The sequence below is a fragment of the Ferrimonas senticii DSM 18821 genome (assembly GCF_000422665.1).
Lineage (GTDB): Bacteria > Pseudomonadota > Gammaproteobacteria > Enterobacterales > Shewanellaceae > Ferrimonas > Ferrimonas senticii.
The window spans coordinates 70249-83719 of sequence record NZ_AUGM01000018.1; the positions used below are offsets into that span (position 1 = coordinate 70249).

The 13471-nt window shown below is 54.4% G+C and carries 12 protein-coding genes and 1 rRNA gene; 5 read left to right on the forward strand and 8 right to left on the reverse strand.

Features of this window, described 5'->3' with window-relative positions:
- Positions 1 to 20 precede the first annotated feature (20 nt).
- From G506_RS0110685 to G506_RS0110700, 4 genes are all read left to right on the forward strand, one after another.
- Complete coding sequence (locus G506_RS0110685; protein ID WP_028116855.1) at positions 21 to 1862, forward strand: DUF294 nucleotidyltransferase-like domain-containing protein; 1842 nt, start codon at positions 21 to 23, stop codon at positions 1860 to 1862.
- Complete coding sequence (locus G506_RS0110690; RefSeq protein WP_028116856.1) at positions 1862 to 2545, forward strand: exonuclease domain-containing protein; 684 nt, start codon at positions 1862 to 1864, stop codon at positions 2543 to 2545. Before G506_RS0110685 ends, G506_RS0110690 begins: the two co-directional genes overlap by 1 nt.
- A 38-nt stretch (positions 2546 to 2583) precedes the next feature.
- Positions 2584 to 4203, forward strand: a complete 1620-nt coding sequence (locus G506_RS0110695) for a GMC family oxidoreductase (RefSeq protein ID WP_028116857.1) — start codon at positions 2584 to 2586, stop codon at positions 4201 to 4203.
- A gap of 81 nt (positions 4204 to 4284) precedes the next feature.
- Entirely contained in the window at positions 4285 to 4869 is a 585-nt protein-coding gene (locus G506_RS0110700) for a C40 family peptidase (RefSeq protein WP_028116858.1), read from the forward strand.
- Here G506_RS0110700 and G506_RS0110705 read toward each other — a convergent pair.
- The 8 genes from G506_RS0110705 to metN all read right to left on the reverse strand — a co-directional run bounded on the left by G506_RS0110705 (position 4826) and on the right by metN (position 12793).
- A complete protein-coding gene (locus G506_RS0110705) occupies positions 4826 to 5707 on the reverse strand; it encodes a DMT family transporter (protein WP_028116859.1) in 882 nt (293 codons plus the stop codon). The genes G506_RS0110700 and G506_RS0110705 overlap by 44 nt on opposite strands.
- Positions 5708 to 5808: 101 nt before the next feature.
- Positions 5809 to 6894, reverse strand: a complete 1086-nt coding sequence (locus tag G506_RS0110710) for a ketoacyl-ACP synthase III (RefSeq protein WP_028116860.1) — start codon at positions 6892 to 6894, stop codon at positions 5809 to 5811.
- 121 nt (positions 6895 to 7015) lie between these two features.
- Complete coding sequence (locus G506_RS0110715; protein WP_028116861.1) at positions 7016 to 7801, reverse strand: aldose epimerase family protein; 786 nt, start codon at positions 7799 to 7801, stop codon at positions 7016 to 7018.
- Between the two features lie 8 nt (positions 7802 to 7809).
- A complete protein-coding gene (locus G506_RS0110720; protein WP_028116862.1) occupies positions 7810 to 9543 on the reverse strand; it encodes a M48 family metallopeptidase in 1734 nt (577 codons plus the stop codon).
- Positions 9544 to 10134 (reverse strand): LemA family protein, encoded by a 591-nt coding sequence (locus tag G506_RS0110725; protein WP_028116863.1) that lies wholly within the window; start codon positions 10132 to 10134, stop codon positions 9544 to 9546. It abuts the gene before it with no gap.
- Positions 10135 to 10246: 112 nt separating this feature from the next.
- The gene (gene metQ, locus G506_RS0110730) at positions 10247 to 11044 is read right to left on the reverse strand and encodes a methionine ABC transporter substrate-binding lipoprotein MetQ (protein ID WP_028116864.1); all 798 of its coding nucleotides are present in this window, start codon (positions 11042 to 11044) and stop codon (positions 10247 to 10249) included.
- Between the two features lie 71 nt (positions 11045 to 11115).
- Positions 11116 to 11769 (reverse strand): methionine ABC transporter permease, encoded by a 654-nt coding sequence (locus G506_RS0110735; RefSeq protein ID WP_028116865.1) that lies wholly within the window; start codon positions 11767 to 11769, stop codon positions 11116 to 11118.
- The gene (gene metN / locus G506_RS0110740) at positions 11759 to 12793 is read right to left on the reverse strand and encodes a methionine ABC transporter ATP-binding protein MetN (RefSeq protein WP_028116866.1); all 1035 of its coding nucleotides are present in this window, start codon (positions 12791 to 12793) and stop codon (positions 11759 to 11761) included. Before metN ends, G506_RS0110735 begins: the two co-directional genes overlap by 11 nt.
- 549 nt (positions 12794 to 13342) lie before the next feature.
- On the opposite strand from metN, the gene G506_RS0110750 reads away from it, so the two are divergent.
- Positions 13343 to 13471 (forward strand): 16S ribosomal RNA (locus G506_RS0110750); the annotation flags it as partial.

Consider the following 13471-nt stretch of genomic DNA (forward strand, 5'->3'; position numbering starts at 1 on the left):
CAATTGGGAGGGTGCTGCCTATGACACTAAAGTCCAATTCCCCGGTATTGGCGTTCTATCAGCAGTGTTTGCCGTTTTCGTTGCTGACCGAAGCTCAGCAGCAGTTTGCCGAATCCCACAGTCACATCGCTTATTTTGCCAAAGCGGATAACACCGTGGCAGTTAACTACAGCCAGCCGCAACTGTATCTGGTTCGCAGCGGCGCATTTGAACTGCGCAGCGATCAAGGCCAATTGATCGACCGTTTAGGGGAGGGAGATTATTTCGGTTTCCCCAGCTTGCTGACCGGCGATAAGGTCAGCAATCAGGTGCGGATCATCGAAGACGGTTTGGTGTATGTGCTATCCGAGACGGGCTTTAATCAGTTATGCAGCGAAAGCCGTGAGTTCCAACGCTTTTTCAATCGCCAGCAGGCCACCCGGCTGCGTCATCAACAGCGCTTTAGTAGTCGCGATCACAGCAGCACCATTAAATTAAAAACGGTGATGTCGACCCCGGTGCAGCGGATCGCCAGCAGCGCTACAGTGCAACAAGCGGCGCAGCAGATGGCACAGGCGGGGATCTCGGCGCTGTTGATTGAAGAGGCCGATAACTGCGGCATTATTACCGACCGTGATCTGCGCAATCGGGTGCTCGCCCAAGGGCTGAGTTTAGATACGCCGGTAGCACAGGTGATGACCTCTAAGCCGGTGTGTGCCGACGCTGGGGTGATGGTGTTTGAGGCGCAGCTATTGATGGCGCAGGCAGACATTCACCATCTGCCGGTGCGCGAGCAGGATAAGTTGGTGGGGATTGTCACCAGCAGCGATCTGCTGCGGTTGGAACGAACCGAACTGCCGAACCTCGCCAGCTTACTTGCGCAAGCGGAGGATGTGGCCGCGTTGGTGCAGTTAAGCCTGCAGTTTATGCCACTGCTGCAGCAGATGATCGCCGCCGATGCCCGCGCGGAAGAGGTGGGGCGCGTGCTGACCTTGCTGGCGGACGCGGTTACCCAGCGGCTAACGCAATTGGCGATCAAACAGTTGGGTGAGCCGCCGATGGCTTGGTGTTGGCTCTGTTTTGGCTCGCAAGCGCGGATGGACATGGCCGGGCAATCGGATCAAGACAACGGCTTGTTACTGGAACGCGATCCCAATGAGGCCGAAGCAAGCTATTTTGCCGAGTTTGCCCAGATTGTTTGCGATGGCCTTAATGCCTGTGGCTACATTTATTGCCCCGGCAACATTATGGCCAGCAACCCCAAGCTGCGGGTGCCGGTTGAGCTGTGGCAACGCAAGTTTAACTATTGGTTAGAACAGCCCGATCCCAACGCCACCTTAAATGCCAGCGTGTTTTTTGATTTGCGGCCGCTAGCGGGGCGGCGAGAGCTGGGGCAGCAATTACATCAGTGGTTGATTGAACAGCCCAAATCGCCACTGTTTTTGGCGCATCTAACCGGCCATGCACTGCAAAACTCGCCGCCGTTGGGGTTCTTTCGTCAGTGGTTATTGGAAGAGAATGGCCAGCAACAAAAGTCGCTGGATTTGAAGCGGCGCGGTTTGTTGCTGATCAATGATATCGCCCGGCTGCATGCCCTCAGTTGCGGTAGCGAGGAGGTGAATACCTTAAAACGGCTGCAAGCGGCGATGGCGGCGGGAGCGTTGACCCGCAATGATGCCCTTAATTTGGCCGATGCCCATGAGTTTATTGGTCATTTGCGTTTGAGTAATCAAGGTAAGCAATGGCAGGCAGGGGAGCCGCTCAGTAACAACTTGGTGCCGGATAGCTTGTCAGAGTTAAGCCGTCATCAATTGAAGTTAGCCTTTCGGGTGGCTCAGCGCGGCCAAGATGGCATCGGTTTGCGCTATCGGCGGCAACTGTGATGCTGCGGTCATCGATAGCGAAACGCTACTGGCAGCATCGTTTCGGGTTGTGGCGAGCGCCGAAAGCGTTGCAACCTTACTTTGAACAATTTCCCATTCGCCTTAATCAGTCCTTAGCACAGACGCCGCTGCTGGCGCTGGATCTGGAACTGACCGGCTTGAACCCTGCCGCGGACCAAATTGTTTCGGTTGCCGCGGTGCCGATGGATCAGGGGCAATTGCGGTTGGGGCAATGTTTGCATCAGGCGGTGACGATTGCGCAAAGCGTCGGTCACAGTGCCACCATTCATGGCCTGCGCGATCTGGATTTAGCCCAAGGCCAGCCGTTGCCGCAAGTGCTTGAGGCGTTGCTGCCGATGCTCTGTGGTCGGGTATTAGTTTGTCACCATGCGCCATTGGATGTGGCGTTTTTGCGACGTGCTTTTGCCAAGGTTTACGGCTGGCCGCTGCCATTGCTGGTGCTTGATACCTTAGCGATAGAACGCCAGCGCTTGGCACGCCAGTCTCAGCCATTGAAAAAACCACTATTGCAACTGGCGGCCTGCCGTCAGCGTTACCATCTGCCGGCTTATGCCGACCACTGTGCACTGACCGATGCCATAGCGTGTGGCGAGTTATTATTGGCTCAGCAGGCCGACGCCGATCCCAACAGTCAGTTAACGGTTGCTCAATTACTGTACTAATGGTTAGCTTGGAACCATGCCGACAGATGGAGAGTGCAATGAGTAACAGTCAGTTAGGTCAGTTTGATTACATCATTATTGGCGCCGGTTCGGCCGGTTGTGTGCTCGCCAATCGATTGTCGGCTGTTGCCAGTAATCGAGTATTGCTACTAGAGGCCGGTGGCAGCGATATCAGCCCACTGGTGCAAACGCCGTTGGGACTTATCACCTCAATGATGTTTGGTTGGCGCAACTGGTCGTTTGATAGCACCCCGCAGCCAGAATTGAATAACCGCAGTGTCTTTTGTCCACGGGGCAAAACCCTGGGCGGCAGCTCGTCGGTCAACGCCATGCTGTATGTTCGGGGTCAGGCTGAGGATTACGATCATTGGGCGCAGCTTGGTAACCAAGGTTGGTCTTACGCGGAGGTGCTGCCCTATTTCAAACAGGCTCAGCATCAAGAGCGCGGCGCCGACGACTATCATGGCGTTGATGGCCCGTTAAATGTCGCCGAACCGCGCAGCACTCACCCGTTATGCCAACGGATGATCGATGCCGCGATTGAATCCGGCGAGCCCGCCAACAACGACTTTAATGGCGCGAGCCAACATGGGGTCGGTTGGTTTCAGGTTACTCAGAAAGAGGGTCAACGCCATAGCGCGGCCAGTGCCTATCTGCATCCGGTATTGGCGCGCCCGAATCTGACGTTGGTGACCGAGGCAACCGTAGAAAAGCTGCTGCTGGATGGCAAAACGGTGACTGGGGTGCAGTATCTGCTTGATGGCCAGCGACTGCAGGCTAGTGCCAGCAAAGAGGTACTGTTATCGGCCGGGGCGTTTGGCTCGCCACAGATCTTGCTGCTCTCCGGCATTGGCGCCAAGGATAAGCTCGATCCTCATGGCATTGAGCAACAGCACGATTTGGCGGGGGTCGGTGAAAACCTGCAAGAGCACGCCGATATCTTGGTGGTCGCTAAAGAAAAAACCAAAAGTTCCTGGGCTAACTTTCAGCCGCGGCAGATGCTGCGGATGGTGGCTGAGCTTTGGCAGTATTTGACCCAGCGCCGCGGCATGTTAGCTACCACGGTCGCCGAAGCCGGTGGGTTTATCTGTTCCAATCCCGCCGATCCGCGCCCGGATCTGCAACTGCATTTCTCGCCACTGGCGATGGACGATCACGGTCGTAATTTAAGCCTATGGCGCCAATATGGGATCTCCGCTCACGTCTGTTTGCTACGGCCTTACAGTCGTGGCCAAGTCAGCCTTCGCAGCGATAATCCACAGGCAGCACCGCTGATCGATCTTAAGCTACTCAGTGATCCACGGGATAAACAGTTGTTGTTGGCGGGGGTTAAACGGTTACTGGGCTACCTGAATGCGCCGTCGTTGCAAACGATTGTCGGCGATACCATCTTTCCCGCCGATGCCAATGCCAGCGACGACCTGTTGCTTGACTACATTGCGGATAAAACCAGTCACATCTATCACCCCGTCGGCACCTGCAAAATGGGCAACGATGAGTTAGCGGTGGTGGACAGTCAGCTGCGGGTTCATGGTCTGCAAGGGCTGCGGGTGGTGGATGCGTCAATTATGCCAACGGTGATCAGTGGCAACACCAACGCCCCGACAATTATGATTGCCGAGAAAGCCGCCGATATGATTTTGGCGGCCGCATCATAGAAAGCTTTTGAAACCAAACGGGGATTGCTGCGTCTGGCGAAATGGCTATCTTGAAAAGATGACATCACTGCAAATCAGGCTATGGCACTTCCGTTAATTCTGCTGGCGGCCGGCGCGGCCGCCGCACTGGAATATCGCTCTCATCGCAAAACCCAATTGCGCCAGCGCTACCAGTCTCAAGTTTCTGGCGATATGGCGTTATCGCCGTCCGAATGGTTGCCTGGGCATTTTCAGGTAACCCCGGCATTGGGTTCCATTGTGGTCTGTTACGTCTATGGCGTGGTGGAGCACAGTGGTCTTTGGCTTGGGGACGATTGCATTGCCGAACTGCATGGCAGCGGCTTGGTGCGAGGGATCTCGGCCAAGCGTTTTTTAACTGGCCGCAGCGGCGGCACCATCTTTGTTGGTTGCGATCGTTACCACAGCCCGTTGGCGCGGCCAGAAGCGGTGGAACGGGCCGCCCAGCAGCTATTCAGTTACCGTGACTATCATCTGCGCGACAACAACTGCCATCAGTTTGTGTGGCAGTGCCTGACCGGTGAGCAGCGGCGGATCGCCAGCTTTAAAGAGTTTAACCGCTTGCTTGCTGGCCACTTTGACAGCCCGCTGTATTGGGATCCGCTTAACGTTGCAGTTTGTGGATCACTTGAGCAAAGGTCCCGGTAACCAGCGACGTTCCCAGCAGCACCACAACCCCACCAAGCAAGATGTTGCTGCTCAGTGGTTCATCTAAGACTAAATGTCCCCACAACACCCCAAACAGTGGCACCAGATAGGTGACGGTTAACGCCGAGGTGGCGCCAACCTCTTCCACCAAGCGGAAGTAGAGCAGGTAAGCGATGCCGGTGCAGACCACCCCAAGGATCAGCATCAACAGCAGCAATTTACTGTCGATTGCGGTTGGTGACGGGAATAGCAGCGCTAGCGGTAACACCATTAATGCGGCGGCCCACATGCTGCCGTGGGCATTGGTAAAGGCGGGCAGTTTGGTGCTGCGACGGGTATAGTTGCTGGCAAACCCGTAGCTAAAGGCGGCAGTTAGCGATGCGGCTACCGCAACCAGCATCTGCCCATCTAGGGTGATGGGATCTAAGCCAACCACAATCGCCACCCCCAATGTACCCAGCAATAACCCCAACACTGTGGTTTTCGGCGGCGCTTGGCGATCCCAACAAGCGCCAATAATGGCACCAAAAATCGGTGCAGCGGCATTGAGCACCGACATCATCGAGGCATTCAAGGTTTGTGCGGAATAGCCCAGTAACAGGAACGGCAGGGCGGTATTGGCCAGACCCAACAGTGCGAAATGGCGCCAATTGCCCGCAAATTGGAATGCCTTGCTAAGCAGTACCGCCATTAGGCTAAGGAACAGCGCCGCAAACAGCAGGCGCCCTTCGATCAGCACCGCCGGGCCAAGGGCTGAAGCACCCATTCGCAGTAATAGGAAAGAGCCGCCCCAAGCGGCAGAGAGCGCCAATAGGCGCAATGCGCTAGCAAGATTCATGGGAATGAGAGTAGAACAACATCAGTGGCGGCAACGATACGCCGGTTAGCGATTGCTCGCCACTGCTGTTTAGATGCAGAACGGATTAACCGATTGATCGATTAACCGATGGGATGCTGTTTTTGATAGGCGACGGCGCTGGCGATTAGCTCTAACGCCGATTGCTTACAAACTGGCAGCTCGGCATCGCTTTCGCCCAGCGGGGTGATCCGCTGTCCCCACTTAATGGTGGCGGCGGCGGAGGTTAAGCCAGAGCCAAAGGCGCAGCTTAAAATGGTGTCGCCGGGCTTGATCCGACCCTGTTGCAACGCATCGGTAATGGCGATTGGGATGGTCGCCGCCGAGGTGTTGCCGTAACCCTCGATATTGATGAAAGCTTTTTCTTTGGGAATGCCCATTTTGCCAATCAGGGTGTCGATGATCCGCTCGTTGGCCTGATGCGGAATGACGATGTCGATCTGCTCAGAGGATAATTGCGCTTGCTCCAGCACCTTGATGCTCATCTTGCCCATGCCGGCAATGGCCCGCTTAAACACTTCGCGGCCATTAAATTGCAGATGGAAGTTAAAGCTGTCGGTTTGGAAGCGATCCATATTGCTGCCGAAGTTGGCGACTTTGATGTGTTCACTGCCGCTGGGATCGTTGTGCATGGCGTAGCTCAGTACCCCGGCCGGTTGTTCGCTTTCAGTGGCGCTAAGCACCACGGCGCCAGCGCCATCGCCAAACAGCACCGCACTTTCTCGCAACGTCCAGTTTAAGAAGAAGCTTAAGCGTTCGGTGCCAATAATCAGAATGTTACGCATCTGGCCGCTGCGGATCTGGGCGGTCGCCAATCCCAAACCGTACAAAAAACCGGAACAGGCGGCGTTCAGATCCATTGCTGCGCATTCGGCGCCTAGGGCGGCCTGCACTTCGGTGGCCATGTTGGGCAGCAGCGTATCCGGTGAACAAGTCGCGATCAGGATCATATCCAGCTCGCTAGCGTCGATGCCGGCGCAAGCTAGCGCTCGTTGGCCGGCAACCGTGGCCATCTGCGAGTTGGGAACGTGGCTGATATAGCGCTGGCCAATGCCGGTGCGAGAACGGATCCACTCGTCATTGGTATCCATGATGGTGGCCAAGTCGTCGTTGGTTAATACCGCCGGTGGCAAGCATTTGCCCCAGCCGCTGATTTCAGCATTGATCATGCGCAGAACCCTTCAATATATCGGTCGGCCCTTGGTGAACTTGGCCGTAATTGTTATTCCATTGTCAGACAGAGTAACGGCGACAATTTGATAAAAAAAGCCTACCAGTGGCCGCCGAGAGTTATGACTGTAAAGCGATCCGCTGCCGCAGTTGATGCTGCTGACTTGGAGCCAAAGTGATCGGTGCCAAAGCGATGACACTTTCCAAGCAGATAAATTGCTGACGCTCGGCGGTGCTGACGTCACTTGGGTGCTGTTCGGCGGGATTCCAGATCACCGTACTGTCGTTACCCTGATGGCTGATGTTCAGACCCAGTGTCTTGATTTGCATTAGATTGGGGACGATGGCGTCAATCGGGTTCGGCAGACAATCGCTGTGGAACTGTTGCTGTCGGCCTTGCTGCAGACTATTGAAGTAATCGCGACCGGTTAACTCTGCCACTTCAACTGCAGCGGCATTATCACAGGCAAAGTAACTGTGCAGCGCGGCGCCGCATTGCCACGGTTGATCATCGGTATTGGCGATGGTTAAGCACAGATCCAACTCGCTTCCGCTTAGTTGGATTTTAAGTGTGAGCGCAAACCGATGTGGCCACAAGGCGAGGGTGGTTGAGTTATCGGTCAGCTGCAGGGTTAGCGAGTGACTCTGTTGTTTGAGCAACTGCCACTGTTGGGTGCGGGCAAAGCCGTGTTTAGGCAGTGTCTTCGCCGCTGGCGGAAATTGCTCGGCAAACCACGGGAAGCTGATTGGCACGCCACCACGAATGGGGCTGTTGCCGGTTAAGTCGGCCAGCTCCGACAGCCACAAAATTGGCCGGCCTTGATGGTGCCACTGTAATAGTTGGCCACCAAAGGTGGAACAGCGCAGGGTGTTATCTCCGGCGCTGAGGGTAAAGGTTGAAATCATATCGAGGCTCAAAGCTGCTGTAGATTTGCGTGAACTGGCGGCAAGTCTAGCAGTAACTCTAAGCAGTGCAGCAACGCGGCTTCATCGGCATTGATGATGTCGTCATGCTGAGCGCACAACACACAGGCGCGCAGCAGCTTTTGTTTAAACACTGGCGGACAGCGACGCAGGCGTAGCAGATCGTTGGCCGCTTGCTGCCAATCGACCTCCGGTTGATATTGCGCTTGATACCAGCCCATGGCGTTGGCGCCGCGATAAAACGCTTTACGTCGTTTATCTTCATCGTCATTGCCGTGATTGGCCAGCAGCAACAGCAGATCAATGGCGGCGTGTTTGGCGTTGCCGTGGCCGTGACCATGTGGCTGTCGGTTATCTTGGTTTTGCCGCAGCGGTTGGCTAAGCAGTTGCAGCAAGCACCACTGTTGTAGGTTGGTGGTATCGGTTTCACCTTGCAGGCGCTGCAACAGGGCGCGACTTTGCTGCGGTGACAGTGACAGCAAACTGGGGTTAAGTAACTGTACCAAAGCGGTTTGTTGGCTTAAGTCCAGCGCTTGAAGCGGCTCGCTGTGATTGGATGGTCGGCCAACCAGTGCCGCCGCTAACTCACAGGCATCTTGCGGTTGATGGGCCAGCGCTTGCAGCGCCGTGGATAAACCGGTTAATGCGGCCAATGGTTGTACCGTTTTTTGGTTGGTGTTATCGGCTTCGACAGCCATTGGCGCTGCTGCTGATTGCGGTACTTGGGTTGCTTGTTCGGTGGCGATCACCGTTTCGGCGTAGCGGCCGTCCCAATTGGGCTCGATGGCGCGGATCCGCGCTTCAATCGGCGGGTGGGTGGCCAATAATGAGGAAAATGAGCGGTAGCTGCCAAACAGCAGATGACTGGATTGGGCGGCGTTGGCGTGATCGATACGGCTGCCGTGGGCGGCGATCATTTTTAGGGCGCCGGCGATGGTGCTGGGATCGCGAGTAAACTGCACCGCCGAGGCATCTGCCAAAAATTCCCGTTGCCGATTCACTGCCGCTTTTATCAAATTGGCAAACACCGTTCCAAGGTAGCCGAGCACCATTAACGCGATGGCAATAATGGCGGTCTGGCCGTTGTTCTTGCGACTGTTGCTGCTGGCTCGGGCAACGAACTCACCGGCTTGGGAGATGAAGATGATCCCTGCCAATACCGCCATCAGGCGCAGATTAAGGCGCATATCGCCATTTAAGATGTGGCTGTATTCGTGAGCAATCACGCCCTGTAGCTGCGATCGAGTCAGTTTATCCAAGGTGCCTTGAGTGACGCCAATAACCGCGTCGGCTTGGCTGTAACCTGCGGCAAAGGCGTTAATGCCGTACTCATGGGGTAACAGATAAACTGCCGGCACTCGCAGGCCGGCGGCCAAGGCCATCTCTTCAACCACGTTCAGCAGTCGCCGGTGGGTCGGATCATCGCTGTTGGTGGCAATCCGTTTGCCGCCCAAGGCTTCGGCGACCTTATGGCCGCCGGCGCGTAATTGCTGCCACTTAATAATAATGACGGCGCTGATCACTAATAAGATGGCACCACTGAGCAGAGCACTATCGCTCGAAAATAGCGTATTGCTGGTGTTGTTCAGCAGTTCCTCTGGGAACAGAAATAGCGCTAGGGCGATATTGGTGATTGCCAAGATCAGGATAACGGCGACGGCGAACAGCAACAGCAGCAACAACGTGCGCCGCCGCGCTTGCTGCTGTTGGGCAAAGAAGTCCATTTAGAACGATACGTTAGGGGCTTCGGCGATCGCGGCACTGTCGGCAAATTGCAACAGCGTTGCGTCTTTACCGTGGCCGAATAGGCCGGCAAACAGCACCGCGGGGAACTTCTGTTTATATTCGTTGTAGGCCATCACCGCATCGTTAAAGCCTTGGCGGGCAAAGGCAACGCGATTTTCGGTGGCGGTTAACTCTTCCGATAACTGCATCATATTTTGGTTGGCTTGCAGCTCTGGGTAGGCTTCCACTACCACATTGAGCTTACCTAAGGCACCGGCGAGGGCGCTTTCGGCACCGGCCAGCGCGCCGATGGCGTCGGCATTGGCAAGATCCGCTTTGGCGGCATTCAGTCCGGCCATCGCTTGATTGCGAGCAGCAATGACCGCTTCCAGCGTCTCTTTTTCATGCTTGAGGTAGCCTTTGGCGGTTTCCACCAGATTGGGGATCAAATCGTAGCGGCGCTTAAGCTGCACTTCGATCTGGGCAAAGGCGTTTTGGTGACGATTACGCAGGCTGACTAAGGTGTTGAAGATCATCACGAGGGTGACGATGACCGCCAGGACGATGGCGAGGGTGATATACAAAGACATAACGACATCCTGTCGAAAAATGAATGACTTGGCCGTTATTTAATCAGAGGTTTTGCTGGAATAGCAAAAACAAAAAGGGAGGCACTGCCTCCCTTAAACTGGGTTGCTGGGATTACCAGCCTTTAACCACGTTGCCGTTAAACAGCTCTACCGCTTTGTTGTAAACCGCATCGCTTTGGTAAGCCTGCACAAACTGCTGGACACGCGGATCGTTGGCCTTGTCAGTGCGAGCCACAATCAAGTTCACGTATGGGCTCTCTTTGGATTCCACGAACAAGCCGTGCTGTTCCATGGTCAGGCCAGATTGACCAGCGAACGTGTTGTTGATCACCGCCAACGCTACGTCATCCAAGGAACGCGGTAATTGCGCCGCTTCCAACTCTAAGATCTGTAGGTTTTTCGGGTTGCTTTCGATATCCAAAGTGGTCGCAGTGATCCCGGCTCCTGCTTTTAGGGTTAGCAGCCCTTGCTGTTCCAATAGCACCAAGGAGCGGCCTAAGTTGGTTGGATCGTTTGGCAGTGCAATCTTGGCGCCATCAGCCAGTTCACTCAGCGAGCGGATCTTATTGGAGTAAGCGGCAATCGGGTAAACGAAGGTATTGCCGACGGCGGTTAGCTGATAGCCACGGGCGGCCACTTGACCATCCAGATATGGACGATGCTGGAACGCGTTTAGGTCAATTGAGCCATCGCTGAGCGCGGCGTTCGGGGTGACGTAATCGGTGAATGGGATCACCTCTACCTCTAAACCGAACTGTTTGTTGGCGATGCCGGCGGCAATTTCAGCCAATTGCGCCTCAGGACCGGCGATGGCACCCAGCTTTAAGGTGTTGCTTGGGCTGGAGTCGCCACAGGCGGCTAATACTAATGCTGTTGCGGCAGCGAACAGGGTGCGAATGGTCTTTTGCATGATTGCGACTTCCTAGTTATTGCTTTTGTTTGTTTTGAATTTGTTTGGCGGCAATGAGTCGTTGCCGGTTCTCAGCGGTGGTCGATGCGCTTGACGATGCCATCGCCCAGAGATTGGATCAGTTGCACCAACACCAGCAGGATGGCGATGGTGGCCAGCATCACCTCGGGCTCAAAGCGGTAGTAGCCGTAGCGAATGCCGACATCACCGAGGCCACCGCCGCCGACAGCACCGGCCATGGCGGAATAGCTCACCAAGGTCACTAAAGTAATGGTGATGGCGTTGATGATCCCTGGTAGTGCTTCTGGCAGCAGCACCTTAATAACGGTTTGACGCTTACTGGCACCCATCGCTTTAGCGGCTTCCATCAATCCGGCCGGTACTTCAATCAATGCCCCTTCAATTAAGCGGGCGATAAAGGGGATTGCACCCACGGTCAGTGGCACCACCGCAGCGAGGGTGCCAATGCTGGTGCCAACCACCAAGCGAGTGAACGGAATGATCGCCACCAGCAAGATGATGAATGGCACCGAGCGGCCGATATTGACGATCAGCCCCAAAACTCGATTCAGAGTTGGGTTGGCTAACAGTCCGCCTGTTTTGGTTAGGTGCAGTAACACCCCCAGCGGTAAGCCAAATAGGGTGGCGATAAAGCCGGACAGCAACACCATCTGCAGGGTTTGGCCGGTGGCCGTGGCTAATAAAGTCAGCAGTTCAGTCGACATAACCCAGTACCTCTACATCGATGTTGTGTTGTTCAAAATAAGTGATGGTTTGTTGGATGGCGTCGCGGTTGCCTAGCAGTTCCGTCAGCATCAGGCCAAAACGGGTGCCGTCGATCGATTCCATCTGAGCGCTGATGATGCTTAAGTCGACCGCAAATTGATGGGCCACTTGGGTGATCACTGGGGCATCAACGGTGTCGCTGTGAAACCGCAGTCTCAGAATTGGCTTACTGTTGGCTGTCGGCGCTTGGTGTAACTGCGCCTGATAGTCGTCGGGTAACTCGACATGCAAAGTGGAACGCACAAACTGGCGACCCAGCTCGGTAGCGGCGCCGGCAAAAAACTCGGCGACAGTGCCTTGCTCTACCAACTGGCCGTCGTCGATCAGCGCTACCCGATGGCAGATTTGTTTCACCACCTCCATCTCATGGGTGATTAGTAAGATGGTCAGTCCCAGTTGCTGATTGATCCGCTTTAGCAGCGCCAAAATCGATTTAGTGGTGCTGGGATCCAGCGCCGAGGTGGCTTCATCACAAAGCAGTACTTTTGGATCGTTCGCTAATGCACGGGCGATGGCGACTCGCTGTTTTTGACCACCACTTAAATTGGCCGGGTAGGCATCCGCTTTATCGGCTAGGCCAACCAGAGCCAGTAATTGGTTAACTTTGCTGTTAATAGTGGTTTTAGACTCACCGGCCAGTTCCAACGGTAACGCCACGTTGGCAAATACCGTGCGGGAACTGAGCAGATTGAAGTGTTGAAAGATCATCGCGATCTTTTGCCGCTGCAGATGCAATTGCTGTTCATCCAGTGCAGTGAGCTCTGTGCCATCGATGATGATCTGGCCGTCATCAGGACGCTCTAACAGATTAACGCAGCGGATCAGTGTGCTTTTACCTGCACCAGATTGACCAATGATGCCGAAGATGCTGCCTTTATCGACTTGCAGATCGGTTGGCTGTAGCGCCTGAATAAGTTGTTTGCCAGAGCGGTAACTCTTGCTCACGGATTGAAGGGTAATCATCGAATGCCACAGCCTTACTGTTGTTCTTAGTTGGTGGTGCTGAAGCCCAGAATAAATAGACGTCTAGAATGCTGTCAATGGCCTTTTAGACATTTAGCCGTCTAAATGTTTTGGTGGGGCAATATTTGCTCAATGCGGTAAATATCTTCCATTACTACCATCAGAAGCGTGTCATTGAGTTAAAACAACTCAATGGTGGTTTAGAATTGCAGCGCATTGGTGGTGTTTTGTGCAAATGGTTCGCCGTTGTTGAAATTGGGGTTGCGTCGAATTAAACCCTCCCTATAATGCGCATCTGTCGACGGGGCACAGCAAACAAAACGCTGAGCGGCTAAGAAATTAGTTGGGTCGACAAGCTCTTTAACAATTAGTCAGACAATCTGTGTGGGCACTCACGTGGAACGAGAAATCATCATTTTCTCGATGAAACTGAAGTGTTCATGCAACATGCAGAATGTTGAATCTTCGGATTTAACATCTATCAGAATTCATTGAGTAGTCTGTGATTGTTACTTCGGTAACAAGAATGGACGATAAATCAAAATCTTTTAATTGAAGAGTTTGATCATGGCTCAGATTGAACGCTGGCGGCAGGCCTAACACATGCAAGTCGAGCGGTAACATTTCAAAAGCTTGCTTTTGAAGATGACGAGCGGCGGACGGGTGAGTAATGCTTAG

Bases quoted from the DNA above. Each gene is read 5' to 3' on its own strand.
- G506_RS0110720 (WP_028116862.1), bottom strand. From the start codon at position 9,543: ATGGACTTCTTTGCCCAACAGCAGCAAGCGCGGCGGCGCACGTTGTTG.
- G506_RS0110685 (WP_028116855.1), top strand. From the start codon at position 21: ATGACACTAAAGTCCAATTCCCCGGTATTGGCGTTCTATCAGCAGTGT.
- G506_RS0110700 (WP_028116858.1), top strand. From the start codon at position 4,285: ATGGCACTTCCGTTAATTCTGCTGGCGGCCGGCGCGGCCGCCGCACTG.
- G506_RS0110725 (WP_028116863.1), bottom strand. From the start codon at position 10,134: ATGTCTTTGTATATCACCCTCGCCATCGTCCTGGCGGTCATCGTCACC.
- G506_RS0110690 (WP_028116856.1), top strand. From the start codon at position 1,862: ATGCTGCGGTCATCGATAGCGAAACGCTACTGGCAGCATCGTTTCGGG.
- G506_RS0110695 (WP_028116857.1), top strand. From the start codon at position 2,584: ATGAGTAACAGTCAGTTAGGTCAGTTTGATTACATCATTATTGGCGCC.
- G506_RS0110715 (WP_028116861.1), bottom strand. From the start codon at position 7,801: ATGATTTCAACCTTTACCCTCAGCGCCGGAGATAACACCCTGCGCTGT.
- metQ (WP_028116864.1), bottom strand. From the start codon at position 11,044: ATGCAAAAGACCATTCGCACCCTGTTCGCTGCCGCAACAGCATTAGTA.
- G506_RS0110705 (WP_028116859.1), bottom strand. From the start codon at position 5,707: ATGAATCTTGCTAGCGCATTGCGCCTATTGGCGCTCTCTGCCGCTTGG.
- metN (WP_028116866.1), bottom strand. From the start codon at position 12,793: ATGATTACCCTTCAATCCGTGAGCAAGAGTTACCGCTCTGGCAAACAA.
- G506_RS0110735 (WP_028116865.1), bottom strand. From the start codon at position 11,769: ATGTCGACTGAACTGCTGACTTTATTAGCCACGGCCACCGGCCAAACC.
- G506_RS0110710 (WP_028116860.1), bottom strand. From the start codon at position 6,894: ATGATCAATGCTGAAATCAGCGGCTGGGGCAAATGCTTGCCACCGGCG.